We start from the raw sequence: 16,581 nt of genomic DNA on the forward strand, positions 1-16,581 counted from the left end.
ATGAAAAACGGCGCTCGAAAGCGACGCTTTTTTCTTTGACCCGTTCCCTACTCTGCGGCCACCTTGGCCATCGGGTTGTTCGGGTGCGTCGTCCAGTTGGCATAGATCGGCGACACCGGCTTGCCGGTGCGCTGGTCCATGACGCCGGCGGCCAGCGGCTCCATGGTGATGCAGTTCTCGACCGGGCAGACATTGACGCACAGATTGCAGCCGACGCATTCGGCCTCGATCACCTCGAAATGCCTGACGCCGTCGACCATGTTGGTGATTGCCTGGTGCGAAGTGTCCTCGCAGGCGATGTGGCAGCGGCCGCATTTGATGCAGGCGTCCTGGTCGATATGCGCCTTGGCGATGTAATTGAGGTTGAGATACTGCCAGTCGGTGACGTTGGGCGTGGCGCGGCCGACAATGTCGTTGAGCGAGGCGTGGCCTTTCTCGTCCATCCAGTTTTCGAGACCGGCGATCATCTCCTGCACGATCTTGAAGCCGTAAGTCATCGCCGCCGTGCACACCTGCACATTGCCGGCGCCGAGCGCCATGAATTCAGCCGCATCGCGCCAGGTGGTGATGCCGCCAATGCCGGAGATCGGCAGGCCGCGCGTTTCCGGATCGCGGGCGATCTCGGCCACCATGTTCATGGCGATCGGCTTCACCGCCGGGCCGCAATAGCCGCCATGCGAGCCCTTGCCGTCGATGGTCGGCTGCGGCGCGAAACTGTCGAGGTCGACGCCGGTGATCGAGTTGATGGTGTTGATCAGCGACACCGCGTCGGTTCCGCCGGAGAGTGCGGCGCGCGCCGGCTTGCGCACATCGGTGATGTTCGGCGTCAGCTTGGTGATGACAGGCATGCGGGTGTTGGCCTTGCACCAGCGCACTACCATTTCGATGTATTCAGGCACCTGGCCGACAGCCGCGCCCATGCCGCGTTCCGACATGCCGTGCGGGCAGCCGAAATTGAGCTCGATGCCGTCGGCTTCGGTCTCCTCGACCACCGGCAGGATCGCCTTCCAGCTTTCCTCGACGCATGGCACCATCAGTGAGACGACGATGGCGCGGTCGGGCCAGTCCTTCTTGACCTGTTTGATCTCGCGCAGATTGACCTGCAAATCGCGGTCGGTGATCAGCTCGATATTGTTGAGGCCGAGCAGGCGCCGGTCGGCCCCCCAAATCGCGCCATAACGCGGGCCGTTGACGTTGACCACCGGCGGACCTTCTTCGCCCAGCGTCTTCCACACGACGCCGCCCCAGCCCGCCTTGAAGGCGCGGATGACATTGTAGGCCTTGTCGGTCGGCGGCGCCGAAGCCAGCCAGAACGGATTGGGCGATTTGATGCCGACGAAATTGTTGCGAATGTCTGCCATGGGTCTTTCTCCTCTGGCCGTGGCGGGCTTACCGCCACCTTAAAGCGTTGCCTATCGGATCATTCCTCGCATCGAAGAAAAACCGATGGCGGTTCACCTTCGACCGTTACCGTGATCTGGTCCGGATCGCCCTTGCGCGCTTCCAGCCCGACCATTTTTTCATCCATGCGCACGGTCTCGTCCCCGTTGAGATAGACGCTGGCGCATGAAATCCTTGTCTCAACATGATCGCCGCTTGGCGGCCCGGATGTCCATTGGCAGATCGTGTGCTCGCTGAAGCCGACACCGGATGCCTCGACGGACATCCGCTCTTCACCCTTCGCGTCACACCATTGCGTATAGAGCCAATAGTCCGGTGAAGCCGCCGGCATTGCCGCGGTGCCGATGACGGCAGCGAGGATCGGCGCGATCATCGCAGTGCCCGGTTGATCAAGCGGGTCGGCTTTACCGAGGCCAACCAGAACGGATTGGGCGATTTGATGCCGACGAAATTGTTGCGGATGTCGGTCATAACTCTCTCCGCTAGCTACAGATCACAACAAGAGTCATCTGAACTGCTACAGGCTCACTCGAAACGTTTCGGACGACGACCTGCCACACATGGTCGCTAAACGGATAACTTGCCGATACAACCAACGCAGTAGGGTTGGCCGGCGGGATATCGAGCGCGTAACCTCCAGAGATGAGCTCCTCGTTCCCGCACCCAAGCATAGGAGAGAACGCCTCCCCTGCGCGAACGTCCGGTTGATCAAAATATCTGGTCACACGATGAGCCGCCGAGGCGTTGGCAGAAAACAGCAACAGGCTCGTGCTTAAAGCTCCAACGAACTTGACGACGTTAGGCATTCCAGCTTCCTCCAGCCAGTGCCCGGTTGATGCTCTCCGCCGCGTCGCGGCCTTGCGCGACGGCCGAGACCGTCAAATCGTCGCCGCCGAAGATGCAGTCGCCGCCGGCCCAGACATTGGCGAGCGAGGTGCGGCCTTCCGCATCGACCTTGATGCGGCCGGCTTCAAGATCGATCGAGGCGCCGCTTCCATTAAGCGCGGCCGGCACAAAGCTCTGGCCGATGGCCTTGAACACCTGGTCGGCGGTAAGCGTCAGCGTCTCGCCCGTGCCGGCAAGCCTGTCCCCGTTCATGGCGGTGTATTCGAGCTCGATGCCCGACACTTTGCCAGCCTCGGCGATGACCCGCTTCGGCTGCAGCCAGTGGCGGATGGTGACGCCGTTGGCCGCGGCCAGATCCTGCTCGAACTCGGAGGCGTTCATGTGCTCCTGGCCGCGCCGGTAGCAGATCGTCACCTCCTCGGCGCCGAGCAGCTTCGACTGCACCGCGGCATCGATCGCCGTCATGCCGCCGCCGATGACGACGACGCGCCGGCCGACCGGCAGGCTCGCGAGATCGCTGACCTGGCGTAGCTCGGCGATGAACTCGACCGCATTGACAACGCCATCGGCGTCCTCGCCATCCGCGCGCAACGCATTCACGCCGCCTAGCCCCATGCCGAGGAAGACGGCATCGTAATTCAGGATCAGGTCCGACAGCTGGTAGTCGCGGCCGAGCGCCTTGCCGTTATGGATATCGATGCCGCCGATCCCCGTGACATAGTCGACCTCGGCCTGGGCGAAATTGTCGATGCTCTTGTAGGCGGCGATGCCATATTCATTGAGGCCGCCGGCCTTCGGGCGGGCTTCCAGAATGGTGACGTCATGGCCCTGGCGGGCGAGCCGGTGGGCCGCGGCAAGACCGGCCGGTCCGGCGCCCACGACGGCGACCGACTTGCCGGTCGATTCAGCGCGCGGATAAAACTGCTTGTGCTCGGCCATGGCGACATCGGTGGCGTAGCGTTGCAGGCGGCCGATCTGCACCGGCTTGCCTTCCGCCACCTCGCGCACGCAGACCTCTTCGCAAAGCGTCTCGGTCGGGCAGACGCGGGCGCACATGCCACCCAGTATGTTCTGGTCGAAAATCGTCTTGGCCGAACCGATCGGGTTGCCGGTCGATATCTGGCGGATGAACAGCGGAATGTCGATCGAGGTCGGGCATGCATTCATGCACGGCGCGTCGTAGCAGAAATAGCAGCGATCGGATTCGACCAGCGCTTCGTGGTGATCGAGCGGCGGATGCAGATCGGAAAAATTCTCGGCGTACTGGTCGGCGGCAAGCCGGCCGCCGGCAATGCCGTCCTTGAACTGGCCTTCTGGCATCGTCAGTTCCCCTGTTTTCGTTTTGGGGAAGGCTAGCACGTTTTATTTTTTTATCAATTGGTCAATTTTCGACCCAAGCCGCTGAAAAGATTAGCTGATAATATGATTTAGTTGCTCATGTTATGAGTGACGGTTGCGTCCTCAAAGAGGGGAGCGCGACAAGGTCCAAGTCGCGGCAAGCTGTTCCAGGCCAGCGCGAAATGATAGGGCGCTTGAGCACGATGCGCGGCTTTCATTCAACGGAGAAGGCGATGACCGATGATAGGGAGACGGCTCACCGGTGGGAGCCCGTGGGAGATTTACCTCTGGCTGCCTGTCAGGTGTGGCGTCTAAAATCCGACAATAACTTTGAGCTGACCGTCGAAGGCGACTTCGGGACATCGGAACGAACTCTCAAGATCGATTTTCAAGGGGTAGTAGCCCTGGCTGCCCATGATGACATGCTGGGACTGACCAAAATCCGTGCGGACACCTCGATCCCATTGATTGGATCTGGCAGGCAAGCCTCCTACAGGTGGCCGATCCTGCGAGTGGAGAACTCGCACTGGTTGCGATCGACACTTGGCCCGACAGAAGACTGTACGCATTTTCTGCTGCTCAGTCTCGAATGCACGGTTGAGGTCATTGCTCGTGAAGCCACTCCTTCTTGGATCTGATCACCCGGGGAGCGAAACGCCTTGAAACCGCATACGCTCCGGCACAGGCCAAGATTGGTGGCTGTTCGCTACGAAGGTGCCAGCTGTAGGCTGGCATCTGAGCGGCCGCCATGGATCGACCTGATCTCGTCGGCAACCAGTTGCTGCAGCCGCCACAGATTGCGGTCGCGGATGCCGAATTCCTCGAGGTGGCTGACGGTGTTGTAGAGATATTCCGCGCCCGAGCCGACATGGCCGCAGGCTCTGGCAAGCACCCCCGCCACCGTGTCCAGCGGCTGCCCGAGCGACGTTCCCCTGCCGGTCACCCCGACCCAGAAGCCGAGCGCCCGTATCCGGCCCTGCTCCGTGCGCACGGGAACCCACCGGACCGAGCTGACACTCTCATGGTCGTCGATCTCGCGCCGCAGCAGTCTTTCGATCTGCTGCGGCTTGTCGCCGTCGGGCAGGCGGTAGATGACGCCGTCGCATCGGCCGCCGCGTTCGAGCGCCATCATCAGCCCCGGCTGCGCGACGCTGCCGCGCCAGCGCACCATGTCGAGGCAGAAGGAGCGATGCCAGCCAAACGCAGTGGCGCGCTGGCGTTCGACGGACTCGAAAGCCGGCTTCCAGATCAGCGAGCCATAGGCGAACACCCATAACGGCCCCGCATCGGCTTCGTCGGAGAGCTGTAAGGCAAGCGTGCGAAAATCCTCGTCGTTCAGCTGCGTCCAGCTGCCGTCCGGCCCGGGATCGACCTCTTCGCGATGACACAGTGACACAAGCTCAGGCGTGAGCGACATAAGGCGCATGAAACGACTACCCCTCGTTTGCCCAAGGAAAGTCGAAAACCGCCGCACGTGCAAGGCGTCGAGCGGGACGAAGTGCGGAACGATGTGTCAACGCAGCCGTTGAACTTTCTCCGCTTCGCTGTCGGATTCGCGTCGCTGAAACGTCCTTTGATGGATCGGACGACGATCTATGCATGAAGGTGAGGAGACCGAAAATGCCGAAATCCCCAATGCCCTTCTTCTGGTACGAGTTGATGACCAGCGACCTCGATGCGGCGCAAGCGTTCTACACCAGCGTGGTCGGCTGGCGGGCCGAGCCCTTCGACAAGGCGCCCGGCATGCCGCGCTATATCGTGGTGAACTCCGCCGAGCGTGGCGTCGGCGGGCTGATGACCCTGCCCGAGGAAGCGGCCAGGACGGGTCTGAAGCCGGCCTGGTTCGGCTATATCCACACCAGCGATACCGATGCCTCGACCGAGGCACTGAAAGCCGCCGGCGGGGCTGTTCACCGCGAACCCGACGACATTCCCGGCGTCGGCCGTTTCTCCGTCGTCGCCGACCCGCAAGGCGCCGCCTTCATGTTCCTGCAGCCCAATGGTCCCGACCAGCCCGTCCTTCCGGCAACGACGCCGGGCCATGTCGGCTGGCACGAGCTTTATGCGGCCGACCGCCAGAAGGCCTTCGATTTCTACTCAAGCCAGTTCGGCTGGACTGATGCCGGTAGCATGGACGTCGGCGAGATGGGCATCTATCAGACCTTCTCGGCCGGCCCTGAATCCGGCGGCGGCATCATGAACAAGCCGCAACAGCTGCCGGTGCCGGTCTGGCTGTTCTACTTCAATGTCGACGCCATCGACGCAGCCGCCAAACGCGTCACCGACAATGGCGGCAAGATTGTCATGGGTCCGATGCCGGTGCCGACCGGCCAATGGATTGCCCAGTTCACCGATCCGCAAGGCGCTTATTTCGCGCTGATCGCGCCCGGCCGCTGATCCCCTCCGGTACTCGCCTGCACGGAACTGCTCTCATCGCGCCGCCGGTGCGATGAGAGGCGTCCGGGCGCGGTCACTCCGGCGCCAGCACCGCGACCTTGAGGTTCTCTTTCTTGGCGCCGCTGAGCTGGATCGTGGCTGCGCCAGGCGTCAGCTTGAAACGCACGCTCTTGCGGATGCCGGGGCAGGTCTTCACGCCGCTGAAACCCGCTGATTTCACGGCCTGGCCATCCTGAATGACGTCGACCCAAGCTTCGTCGGACAGGCTGATCTGTAGCTCTCCCTCGGGCGGCACGGCCACAACCGCCGTTGCGCCAAACGTGCCGGCTGCCGGCGCGCGTTCCGGCGGGACGGCAAAGCTGACCGTGTCGGCCGCTGCCAGCGTGAAATCGGCCGCCTGCCCGACCGCCAGGGAAGCGCCGGACTGCGCGGCGGGCGCTGCCGGAAACAGTTCCTGCTCGCGTGTCACCGGCCATTTGAAGGCATCACAGCCGCTGTCAGCTGCCATGGCGAAACTGGTGCTTGCAAGGATTGCGAACAGGCTGAGGGCGACTTTTTTCATGACGAAGGGAACCCATTTGGTTTGGAGTGTCTACACGCAGAGATACAACCATAACGATACATATGCAACCATAACGAGAACAAATTTCGAAGTCCAGACTGGAAATGATTTCCAATCACCGATTGTTGATGACAGGCCACGGGAAGTGAATGGTCCAAGGCCGGGCGATAATCTATGGCCGGGCCGCAGGGTTGGAAAAATGGAGTTTTAGATGAAGCTTTTTGACGGTCTCGCCAGATTTCAGCCGCAGGCCCTCGGCGTCCTGCGCATCATGACGGCCCTGCAGTTCATCGAGCATGGCTCGCAGAAACTGTTCAATTTCCCGGTCAGCGCCGAGCCGCACGCCCTCAACGGCCTGACGACGACGGCCGCCATTCTCGAATTCGCCGGCGGCATCTTGCTGGCGCTCGGTCTGCTCACCCGCCCGGTTGCCTTCCTGTTGGCCGGCGAGATGGCCATCGCCTATTTCATGGCGCACTACCCGCGCGACTTCTTCCCGGTCAACAACAGCGGCGACGCAGCGATCTCCTTCTGCTTCATCTTCCTCTATCTGGTGTTCGCCGGCGCCGGCGCCTTCGCGCTCGACAACCGCCGCAGCACCTGACGCGCCTGATGCATGTCGCCCAAAAGTGCGCAGCGGTTTTGGGATAACGACTTGCACAAAACAAGAATCTGAAGCGCCTCGGCGAAGCCGAAGCGCTTCAGGCGCGCATTCGCTCGAAGTTCGCGTCAAAGAGCGGCGCTGCCTGAACGCGCGCCGCGTGGCGCTTGCCCAAAAGTTCGATCTCGAAGCCGTCGCTCTCATCGGCGATCTCCTTCGGCACATAGCCGATGGCGACGGATTTTTTCGAGTGATGCGCATAGCCGCCCGACGTCACCCAGCCGCGCACCGCGCCATCGTACCAGATCGGCTCGTCGCCGATGACATCGGCATCGTCGGCATCGAGGATGAACGTGCGCAGCCTGAGCTTGCCGCCCTGCTTGCGCTCGGCAAGAGCGCCGGTTTTACCGATGAAATCGGCATCCTTGCCATAGGCGACGAAACGGTCGAGCCCGGCCTCCAGCGGCCCGTAGATCGGCCGGTATTCGCGCGCCCATGAGCCGTAGTTTTTCTCCAGCCGCAGCGCATTGAGCGCGCGCGAGCCGAACAGGCCGAGGCCGAATTCCTCGCCTGCCGCCATCAACGCCTGGAAGGCAGCGCGCTGATATTCCGGCGCCACCCAGATNCACCCAGATCTCGTAGCCGAGATCGCCGGTGTAGCTGACGCGGCTGACCAGGCACGGCGCCATGCCGATGTCCATTTTCGCGACGGCCATGAAGGGGAATGCGGTGTTGGCGACATCCGCGCGGCTGACCTTTGCCAGCACCTCCCTCGCCTTGGGTCCGGCGATCGCCAGACCGGTCAGTTTCTGCCCCAGCGCCTCCATGCGCACTGAGCTATCCGCAGGTAAATGCGCCTCGAACCAGCGCATATGATACTGCTCGGCGATACCGGAGCCGGCGATGAACCACTCGGTCCCGTTGGAATTGGGGGCACCGATATTGGCCAGCGTGAAATCGCCGATGAGCTTGCCGTCATCCTTCAGCATCGGCGCCAGCGTCATGCGGCCTGGCTTGGGCAACTTGCAGGCGAAAATGCGATCGAGCCAGTTCGCGGCCCCCTCGCCGGTCACCTTGTATTTGGCGAAGTTCGAAATCTCCGCCAGGCCGACGCTCTCACGAACCGTCGCAACCTCATTGGCGACCTGGGAAAAATCGCTGGACCGACGCCACGAGAACTCGTCCTTGACGCCCTCCGGCGCATACCACAGCGGCACTTCCAGCCCATAGGACACACCCCATTGCGCGCGCCTGGCCGACAGCAAATCGTAGATCGGCGTCGTCTTCAGCTGCCGCCCGGCGGGCAGTTCCTCATTGGGGAAGCGGATCGAGAAGCGGCGCGAATAATTCTCGCGCACCTTTGCATTGGTGTAGGCTATCGTCGCCCAGTCGCCGTAGCGCGCCACATCCATGGCCCAGATGTCGGCGCCGGGATCGCCCTCGATCATCCAGTTGGACAGCGCCAACCCAACGCCCCCACCCTGGCTGAAGCCCGCCATGACGCCGCAGGCGACCCAGAAACCCGGTAGCCCGCGCACCGGCCCAACCAGCGGATTGCCGTCCGGTGCAAAGGTGAAGGGCCCGTTGATGATCTGCTTGATGCCGGTCCTCTCGAAGGCCGGGAAATGCCGGAAGCCGACCTCGAGCGACGGCGCGATGCGGTCGATGTCCGGCTCCAGCAGTTCATGGCCGAAATTCCACGGCGTCTGGAATTCGGACCAGACCTTGTTGGCCTTCTCATACGTGCCCATCAGCATGCCGCCGCGCTCCTGGCGCAGGTACAGCTCACCATCGAAATCGACGGCATGGATGATCTCGGTCCCGGTCTTGGCGTTCCACGCCGCCACCTCGGGCATATCCTCGGTGATCAGGTACATGTGCTCCATTGCCAGCACCGGCAGCTCCAGCCCGACCATGCGGCCGACCTCGCGCGCCCATAACCCGCCGGCATTGACGACATGCTCGGCCACCACTTCGCCCTTGTTGGTGATGACGCGCCACATGCCGTCGGGCCGGCGCACAATGTCCTCGACCTTGGTGAAGCGCTCGACCTCGGCGCCCAGTTTCCGCGCGGCCTTGGCATAGGCATGCGTAACGCCGGAGGGATCGAGATGGCCGTCCTCCTTGTTGCGGACGGCGCCGACGAATTGTTTCGGGTCGAGCAGCGGCATCAGCTCGGCCGCTTCATTGGCCGATATCTCCTCGAGGTCGATGCCGAGGTAACGCCCCTTGGCGACGACGCCGCGCAGCCAGTCGAGCCGCGCCTCGGTTGCCGCCAGAAGCACGCCGCCGGTCAGATGTACGCCGGTCGCCTGTCCCGACAGCTCCTCGATCTCCTTGTAGAGCGAGATCGTGTATTTCTGCAGCTTGGCGACGTTGGGGTCGCCATTGATCGTGTGCATGCCACCGGCCGCATGCCAGGTCGAGCCGGAGGTCAGCTGGTCGCGCTCCAAAAGCACGACATCGGTCCAGCCATGACGCGCCAGATGGAACAGCACGGAGCACCCGACGACGCCACCGCCAATGACCACGACCTTTGCATGCGATTTCATGAGTTTTGCTCTGTTATCAACGAGTTGGGAACGTAGGATGAATCGGAAAAGGAAGCGCCAAGCGACCCCCCTCTGGCCTGCCGGCCATCTCCCCCTCAAGGGGGGAGATCAGCAGCGTCTGCATCGCCGCTTTCTTTTCAGCGTTGGTGATTGGCGAAGGAAGACGTAACAGCCAATCTCCCCCCATGAGGGGAAGATGCCCGGCAGGGCAGAGGGGGGTGCCGCGCGCCGATGTTGAAAAAGTCATGGCTCGCCCTGCCCGATCGCTTCCTTGCGCCTGGCCATGTATGCCTCCAGCGCCTCGCGCACGGCGATGTCCATCACCGGCTCGACATAGTCTTCCAGCGCCTTCTTCCACAGCCGGGTCGCGCGCGCCGTGGTGTCGAGGCCGCCGGCTTCCTGCCAGGCCTCGTAATTCTGCCAGTTGGACAGCATCGGCTGGTAGAAGGCGGTGGCATAGCGTTCCAGCGTGTGCGGTTCGCCGAAGAAATGGCCGCCGGTCGGCACCGCGCCCAGCGCCTCGACAGCAAGCTCCGCCTCGTCGACGACGATCGGGCGCAGGAATTCCATCATGTGCTGGATCATCTCGACATCGATGATGAGCTTTTCGAACGATGCCGTCAGCCCGCCCTCCTGCCAGCCGGCGGCGTGGTAGACGAGGTTGCCGTGGCCGAGCACAGCGCCCCACAGCGCCATCAGCGTCTCGTAGGCGCCTTGCGCGTCCGCCGCATTCGATGCCGACCCCGGCGTCGTGCGGTAGGGCAGACAATAGCGCCGCGCCAATTGCCCCGAGGCGATATTGGCCTTGGTGTTCTCCGGCGTGCCGAAGGCCGGCGCGCCCGACTTCATGTCGACGTTGGAGGTGAAGGCGCCGTACATCACCGGCGCGCCGGGGCGCACCAGTTGCGTAAGCACCACGCCGAACAGCGCCTCGGCATTCTGCTGCGCCAGGGCGCCGGCGAGCGTCACCGGGCTCATCGCGCCCATCAGCGTGAACGGCGTCACCGCGACCGACTGGCCGAACTCGGCCATGGTCATCAGCCCTTCGGCCATCATCTCGTCGAAACGGCGCGGCGAGTTGACCGAGATGATGGTGGCAATGCCGGGATCATCGCGCATTTCGTCCAGCGTCAGCCCGCGCGCGATTGCCATCATCTCGATACCGTCCAGCGCCCGGCCTCGTCCGATCGCCGAGACATGGAAGGATTTGTCGGTCAGCGTCAGATTGGTGAAATAGGTATCCATGTGCCTGGTGTTGGCCGGCAGTTCCACCGGCGCGCAGACCTGGTTGCCGAGCATGTGGATGCAGTTGAAATGCTGCGCCAGCCGGGTGAGATCGGCATAGTCGCGCAAGTTTCCGGCGCGCCGGCCGCGCTCCATGTCGTGCACATTGGGCGGCCCGGCGACGAGGGTGAAATTGATCGTGTTGCCGCCGAGATAAATGGTGTTGGCGGGGTTGCGCGGCGTCAGCCGGTAGCTGGACTGCGTGGTCTTCAGCGCCTCGGCGACAAGGCCCCGGTCGATGCGGACGTTCGCCGTTGCATGGTCGACCTTTGCGCCCGCCTTCTCGAACAGCGCCAGCGCCCGCTGAGACATCACCTCGATGCCGAAATTTTCCAGAATATGCATCGACGCCTGGTGGATCGTTTCGACCTGGTCGACTGAGAGCATCGCCATCGGCGGATAGGGATTGGTCACCCGCCGCAGTGGAAGTTGCGGGATGGCGGCAGGCCCCCGGTTGCTGGTTCGCTCCGCGCCGCGCTTGCGTCTTGGTTCATTCATGCCTGGCATCAGAGCGCCGGCATCCGGACATCGCTGTCAGAAATCCGCCCTTGGCGGACGTGATTTTAGCCAAGGCGGCATTTTTGAATTCTGACGGAGATAAAGGCGACGCGAAAGGTCGGAATAATGATACAGGCCCGCTCAGCGCAGCCGGGCCGGCAAGCCGTTAAGAAACGCCGCAAGATTCCCTTTATGATTTCGGCCTATTCGTTTTCCAATGCGTAGTTCGAGTTTGAGTAAAATTGTAGCGGTTGGCGTGCTGCTGGCTTTGCCGGCCTGCGCGACGCCGCCCAACCATATCAACAATGTCTGCGCCGTCTTCGACCAGAACGACGGCTGGTTCGACAACTGGCAGTCGGCCGCCGAGCGCGCCTCGCAGAAATACGGCGTCCCCGTCCCCGTGCTGATGGCGACGGTGCGCAAGGAATCCGGTTTCAAGAGCAATGCCAGGCCGCCGCGGACCAAACTACTCGGCTTCATTCCGTGGAAACATGTCTCGTCAGCCACCGGTTTCTCGCAGGCGCTCGACGGCACCTGGTCGCAATATCAGAGCGAAACCGGCAGCTGGGCGGCGCGGCGGACCAAGTTTGCCGATGCCGTCGATTTCGTCGGCTGGTATCATTCCAAGACATCAGACACGTTCGGCGTCGCCCGCAACGACACCTACAATCTCTATCTCGCCTACTATCTCGGCTGGACCGCCTACGGCCGCGGCAACCGTGGCGATGCCGGCGTGCAGGGCTATGCCAGGGCGACCGAAAAGATGGCCCGCGACTATGCCGAACAGCTGCAGCAATGCGGCAGCTGACGTTGCCAAGCGGTCTTGCAGCCACGCAGTTTGCGATCGAAGCGGAACTCAGCCATTCATTCGCTTGGGATCAGGTGGAGGATCGACCTCCCTCCCTTTACCGCTGCCGTCGACAGCTTTCGGTCAAACGTCGCCAATTGGCCGTCACGCGCCTTGGCGAGTCCCAACAGATAGCTATCCGTTACCTGTGCCGGGGTGAGGATCCTGGCTGCATCGATGTCGTTGGAACCGACAAGGCTGATCTCGTCAGGCCAGAACTGATGCCCTGAAAGGGCATGCAGCTTGCCGACAATCTGCGCCACCACGGCGGGCGAACCCGGAGAATTGGGGTATTTCGGGTTGCTTACAATCCTGATGACGCCATTCTCGGTAATGGGACATGTTGCCCATGATAAATGCCCGGTGGATTGGAACCACCGATGGGCATCTTCATGCGCGACGTGAGCCGGATCGATCAACGCAATCAACACATTGACGTCGAGCAGGAAGGTCACGCCAATTCGTCGCGAAGCGCATTGACCATTTCGAGATCGACCATCGGGCCGTCGGGCCGCGATGCAAGCAAGGGGATGCCGTTGCGTTCACCGCCGGTCGGTGGCCTGCGCAGTGAGCGGCGAGCCAGATCGGAAATGACATCGCCAACGCTGCGATCCTGCTGCCGCGCCATGGCCTTGGCCGCAAGTAGGACATCGTCATCGATTGCAAGTGTGGTTCTCACAATATGCTCCCTATCGCGCATCAAACATCACGCATCACATAATGCAATGGACAGCAATATTCAAGCGAACGTAGCTGTCGTTCCTTGAGCTATGGCGACGCTGCGGCAATGCGCCAACGAGCGGCATTGCCTCTATGGCTGGTCAGCTCGGCTTCTTGCCATGCGGGCGCTTCGGCGGTTCGCCGGCGAAACCGGGGCCGATCCCATCCGGTGCGTCTTCCGGCACGCCCTCATGCGCTGCGTGTTCCCTGTCGAACTTGATCACGGGCTCCATCGTCGCCAGCACATCGTCCGACAGCCAGCACAGGCTCATATGGCCATCGCCGAGATGCTTCACCGGCGGCACCTTGGTCTCGCACAGATTGTCCGGCACCAGTTTCTTGTAGCCGCAGCGCGTCTGGAACGGGCAGCCGCTCGGCGGGTTCATCGCCGACGGGATATCGCCTTCGAGCACGATGTGCCGTTTGACCACGCTGGTGTCGGCGATCGGGATAGCCGACAGCAGCGCCTCTGTGTAGGGGTGATAGGGTGGCGCGAAGATCTGGTCGGTCGTGCCCTGCTCGACGATGTAGCCGAGATACATGACGACGACGCGGTCGGCGATGTAGCGCACGACGGACAGATCGTGGCTGATGAACAGCATCGTCGTCTTGTTCTTGCGCTGGATGTCCATCAGCAGCTCGGTCACCGCCGCCTGCACCGAGACGTCGAGTGCCGACACCGGCTCGTCGGCCACCACCACCTTGGCATCGCCGGCAAAGGCACGCGCCACGCCGATGCGCTGCTTCTGGCCGCCTGAGAGCTGACGCGGCTTGCGCGTCTCGAAGGCCCGCGGCAGCTTCACCAGGTCGAGCAGCTCCAGCATGCGCTTGCGCCGCTCGGCGACATTGTTGCCGACTTTGAATTTTTCCAGCGTGCGGATGATCTGCGAACCGACGGAGTGGCTGGGATTGAGTGTATCGAACGGGTTCTGGAACACCATCTGGATCGACGACACCGTTTCGACGCTGCGCTTCTCGATGCCGGTCGACTGGATCTCCTTGTTGCCCAGCGTCACTGTGCCGGCACTTGCCGTCTCCAGCCCCAGCAGGACCTTGGCCAGTGTCGACTTTCCGCAGCCGGACTCGCCGACGATGGCGACGGTCTCGGATTCGCGCGCCATGAACGAGATCGTCTCATTGGCCTTGACCACGCGGCCTTCGCTGGAGCCGAACACTTCGCTGCCGCCGACCTTGTAGTATTTTCTCAAATCCTCGATCTTGAGCACCGGCGCGCCGGGCACGACCTTCTCATTGACCTTCTTGGCGCCGGGAGGCAGCGCTTCCCAGTCGATCTCGTTGAAGCGCACGCAGCGCGAGAAATGCCCTTCGTGACCGGCGACCTCGATCATCGGGATTTCGGCGGCATTGCAGACGCCCTCAACGAAATGGTGGCAGCGCGGGCCGAAATTGCAGCCCTTGGGCCGCTCATGCGGCAGCGGCAACTGGCCGGGGATAGAGATCAGCGGCCGCGAATTCTTGTCGGCGCCCGGCAGCGGAATCGAGCGGAACAGCCCTTGCGTATAGGGATGGCGCATCCGGTCGAACACGTCCTTGATCTTGCCGGTCTCGACCGCTTCGCCCGAATACATCACCGTGATGCGGTCGCAGGTCTCGAGGATGAGGCCCAGATTGTGCGACACGAAGATCATCGACGTGCCGAACTTCTCGCCCAGCCCCTTGACCAGTTCGACGATGCCGGCCTCCACCGTCACGTCGAGCGCCGTCGTCGGTTCATCGAGCAGAAGCAGCGCCGGCTTCGACAGCAGCGCCATGGCAATGACGATGCGCTGCTGCTGGCCGCCGGACAGCTGGTGCGGATAGGAACGCATCATGCGTTCGGGATCGGGCAATCTCACCGAGCGCACCATTTCGAGCGCCCTTTTGTAAGCCTCTTCCTTCGACACCTTGTCGTGGATCAGCGGCACTTCCATCAATTGCTGGCCGACCTTCATCGCCGGATTGAGGCTCGCCATCGGCTCCTGGTAGATCATGGCGATCTTGTTGCCGCGGATGGAGCGCAACTCCTCGTCGGACAGCTCGCCCATGTCCTTGCCCTGGAACTTGATCTTGCCGCCGACGATCTTTCCGATGTTGGAGAGGTCGCGCATGATGCCGAGCGACACGGTCGACTTGCCGCAGCCGGACTCGCCGACGATGCCCATGGCTTCGCCCGGCATCACCGTGCAGGAAAAGTCCATGACGGCGGGGATCTCGCCCTTGCGGGTGAAGAAGGAGATCGACAGGTTCTCGATCTCGATGATCGGCGCAGCGCTTGGCCCAAGGGTCGGGTTGCCGGGATTTCGAACTGCCTCATTCATGGGTCGCTCCAATCCTATTTTCATGCTCGCGGGCCGAAACCCGCAGATCAGTCTTTCATCGATTGTTCGCGCAGCGAGTCGGCAAGCAGGTTCAAGCCCAGCACGAACGACATCAGCGCGATCGTCGGCGGCAGCGCCGGGTGGATGAAGGAGCGCAGCAGGCGGCTGGCGTCCTTGATTGCGGTGCCCCAGTCCGGGCTCTCCGGCGCCAGGCCCAGCCCGAAATAGCCGAGCGTGCCGAGCAGGATCGTGGTGTAGCCGATGCGCAGGCAGGCATCGACGATCAGCGGCCCGCGCGCATTGGGCAGGATCTCCCACAGCATGATGTACCAGGGCGATTCACCGCGCGTCTGCGCCGCCGCCACATAGTCGCGCGTCTTGATGTCCATCACCAGGCCGCGCACGATGCGGAATACGCCGGGGCTGGAGGCGAACACCACCGCCACGAAGATGTTGAGCTGGTTGGGATCGATGTGGATGATCTTGAACGGATCGGCGTCGAACACCAGGCCGGCATAGACCCAGCCGCCGATGATCAGCGTCAGCCCGAGCAATATATAGAGGCGGTCCGGCCGGTTCTTGTAGCGGGTCCAGAACAGCACCGAAAAGAAGATGATCGGGAACAGGAAGAACAGCCCGGCCATGGCGTATGGGATCGGCGTATCCATGATGCCCGGCGTCACCAGCAGGTAGAACAGCAGGATCACCGGGAAGGCCAGCACCAGATTGGCCAGGAAGGACAGCACGGTGTCGATCCGGCCGCCATAGTAGCCGGCGGGCAGACCGAGCGTAATGCCGACCATCAGCGCGAAACCGGTCGCAGCCGGTGCGATGATCAGCACGATCTGGCTGCCATAGACCATGCGCGAAAAGACATCGCGGGCGAGCTTGTCGCCGCCGAAATAGTAGATGAGTTTCGATACCGGCTCGAGCGCGCCCGGCAGCGCATCCTTCATGATCGGCACCTGGGCGAGCGGATCGAAGGGCGCGACGGTCGACGCGAAGATTGCCGTGAACAGCCAGAACAGGCAGATGCCGACACCCACTATGCCGACGCCGCTATCGAACAGCTGGCCGTAGAGGCCGAGCCTTTTCTTGTAGGCGAAGCTCGCTCCCATCACCAGGGCAAGCCCTAACCAGACCGGCCAGAAACGCCCAATCACGCCGAGCACGACATTGAAGGCACCGATATATTCGACCTGCATCTGCCCCAGCCC

14 protein-coding genes and 1 pseudogene are annotated in these 16,581 nt (G+C 62.4%); 4 read left to right on the forward strand and 11 right to left on the reverse strand.

Features of this window, described 5'->3' with window-relative positions; translation table 11 throughout:
- Nucleotides 1-47: 47 nt before the first annotated feature.
- The 3 genes from preA to X756_RS155515 all read right to left on the reverse strand — a co-directional run bounded on the left by preA (nt 48) and on the right by X756_RS155515 (nt 3,567).
- Nucleotides 48-1,361, reverse strand: a complete 1,314-nt coding sequence (gene preA / locus X756_RS155525) for an NAD-dependent dihydropyrimidine dehydrogenase subunit PreA (protein WP_023729383.1) — start codon at nt 1,359-1,361, stop codon at nt 48-50.
- Between the two features lie 59 nt (nt 1,362-1,420).
- Nucleotides 1,421-1,774 carry a hypothetical protein gene (locus X756_RS155520; RefSeq protein WP_023668203.1) on the reverse strand — a complete coding sequence of 118 codons (354 nt, stop codon included), beginning with the start codon at nt 1,772-1,774 and terminating at the stop codon, nt 1,421-1,423.
- 425 nt (nt 1,775-2,199) lie between these two features.
- Nucleotides 2,200-3,567, reverse strand: a complete 1,368-nt coding sequence (locus X756_RS155515; protein WP_023729385.1) for an NAD(P)-dependent oxidoreductase — start codon at nt 3,565-3,567, stop codon at nt 2,200-2,202.
- Nucleotides 3,568-3,779: 212 nt separating this feature from the next.
- Here X756_RS155515 and X756_RS155510 point away from each other — a divergent pair, with 212 nt between their 5' ends.
- Nucleotides 3,780-4,223, forward strand: a complete 444-nt coding sequence (locus X756_RS155510; protein WP_156935986.1) for a hypothetical protein — start codon at nt 3,780-3,782, stop codon at nt 4,221-4,223.
- Between the two features lie 68 nt (nt 4,224-4,291).
- Here X756_RS155510 and X756_RS155505 read toward each other — a convergent pair whose 3' ends face one another.
- Nucleotides 4,292-5,011: a gamma-glutamylcyclotransferase gene (locus tag X756_RS155505; RefSeq protein WP_023699643.1), complete on the reverse strand. Its 720-nt coding sequence runs from the start codon at nt 5,009-5,011 to the stop codon at nt 4,292-4,294.
- Nucleotides 5,012-5,205: 194 nt separating this feature from the next.
- Between X756_RS155505 and X756_RS155500 the strand changes: the two genes are divergently transcribed.
- The gene (locus X756_RS155500; RefSeq protein ID WP_023699644.1) at nt 5,206-5,982 is read left to right on the forward strand and encodes a VOC family protein; all 777 of its coding nucleotides are present in this window, start codon (nt 5,206-5,208) and stop codon (nt 5,980-5,982) included.
- Nucleotides 5,983-6,055: 73 nt separating this feature from the next.
- Here the strand turns inward: X756_RS155500 and X756_RS155495 are convergent, their stop codons facing one another.
- On the reverse strand, nt 6,056-6,544 hold the full coding sequence (locus X756_RS155495) for a hypothetical protein (RefSeq protein ID WP_023729388.1): 489 nt from the start codon (nt 6,542-6,544) through the stop codon (nt 6,056-6,058).
- 211 nt (nt 6,545-6,755) lie between these two features.
- On the opposite strand from X756_RS155495, the gene X756_RS155490 reads away from it, so the two are divergent.
- Nucleotides 6,756-7,148, forward strand: coding sequence for a DoxX family protein (locus X756_RS155490; RefSeq protein WP_023729389.1), 393 nt, complete (start codon nt 6,756-6,758; stop codon nt 7,146-7,148).
- Nucleotides 7,149-7,245: 97 nt separating this feature from the next.
- Here the strand turns inward: X756_RS155490 and X756_RS01000000165350 are convergent.
- Together X756_RS01000000165350 and X756_RS155485 are read right to left on the reverse strand one after the other, a co-directional pair.
- Nucleotides 7,246-9,697: pseudogene (locus X756_RS01000000165350) on the reverse strand (FAD-dependent oxidoreductase).
- Between the two features lie 243 nt (nt 9,698-9,940).
- Nucleotides 9,941-11,479: a trimethylamine methyltransferase family protein gene (locus tag X756_RS155485; RefSeq protein WP_023729390.1), complete on the reverse strand. Its 1,539-nt coding sequence runs from the start codon at nt 11,477-11,479 to the stop codon at nt 9,941-9,943.
- A gap of 217 nt (nt 11,480-11,696) precedes the next feature.
- On the opposite strand from X756_RS155485, the gene X756_RS155480 reads away from it, so the two are divergent.
- Nucleotides 11,697-12,287, forward strand: coding sequence for a transglycosylase SLT domain-containing protein (locus X756_RS155480; RefSeq protein ID WP_023707714.1), 591 nt, complete (start codon nt 11,697-11,699; stop codon nt 12,285-12,287).
- A 56-nt stretch (nt 12,288-12,343) separates the two neighbouring features.
- Here X756_RS155480 and X756_RS155475 read toward each other — a convergent pair whose 3' ends face one another.
- The 4 genes from X756_RS155475 to X756_RS155460 form a co-directional block, all read right to left on the reverse strand.
- Nucleotides 12,344-12,781: a TA system VapC family ribonuclease toxin gene (locus X756_RS155475; RefSeq protein ID WP_023682204.1), complete on the reverse strand. Its 438-nt coding sequence runs from the start codon at nt 12,779-12,781 to the stop codon at nt 12,344-12,346.
- A complete protein-coding gene (locus X756_RS155470) occupies nt 12,778-13,005 on the reverse strand; it encodes a hypothetical protein (protein WP_023707713.1) in 228 nt (75 codons plus the stop codon). Before X756_RS155470 ends, X756_RS155475 begins: the two co-directional genes overlap by 4 nt.
- Before the next feature lie 142 nt (nt 13,006-13,147).
- Complete coding sequence (locus X756_RS155465) at nt 13,148-15,364, reverse strand: ABC transporter ATP-binding protein (protein WP_023729392.1); 2,217 nt, start codon at nt 15,362-15,364, stop codon at nt 13,148-13,150.
- 47 nt (nt 15,365-15,411) lie between these two features.
- Complete coding sequence (locus X756_RS155460) at nt 15,412-16,569, reverse strand: ABC transporter permease (protein ID WP_023668189.1); 1,158 nt, start codon at nt 16,567-16,569, stop codon at nt 15,412-15,414.
- Between the last annotated feature and the right edge of the window lie 12 nt (nt 16,570-16,581).

Source organism: Mesorhizobium sp. LNJC405B00, from assembly GCF_000502615.1.
Classification (GTDB): domain Bacteria; phylum Pseudomonadota; class Alphaproteobacteria; order Rhizobiales; family Rhizobiaceae; genus Mesorhizobium.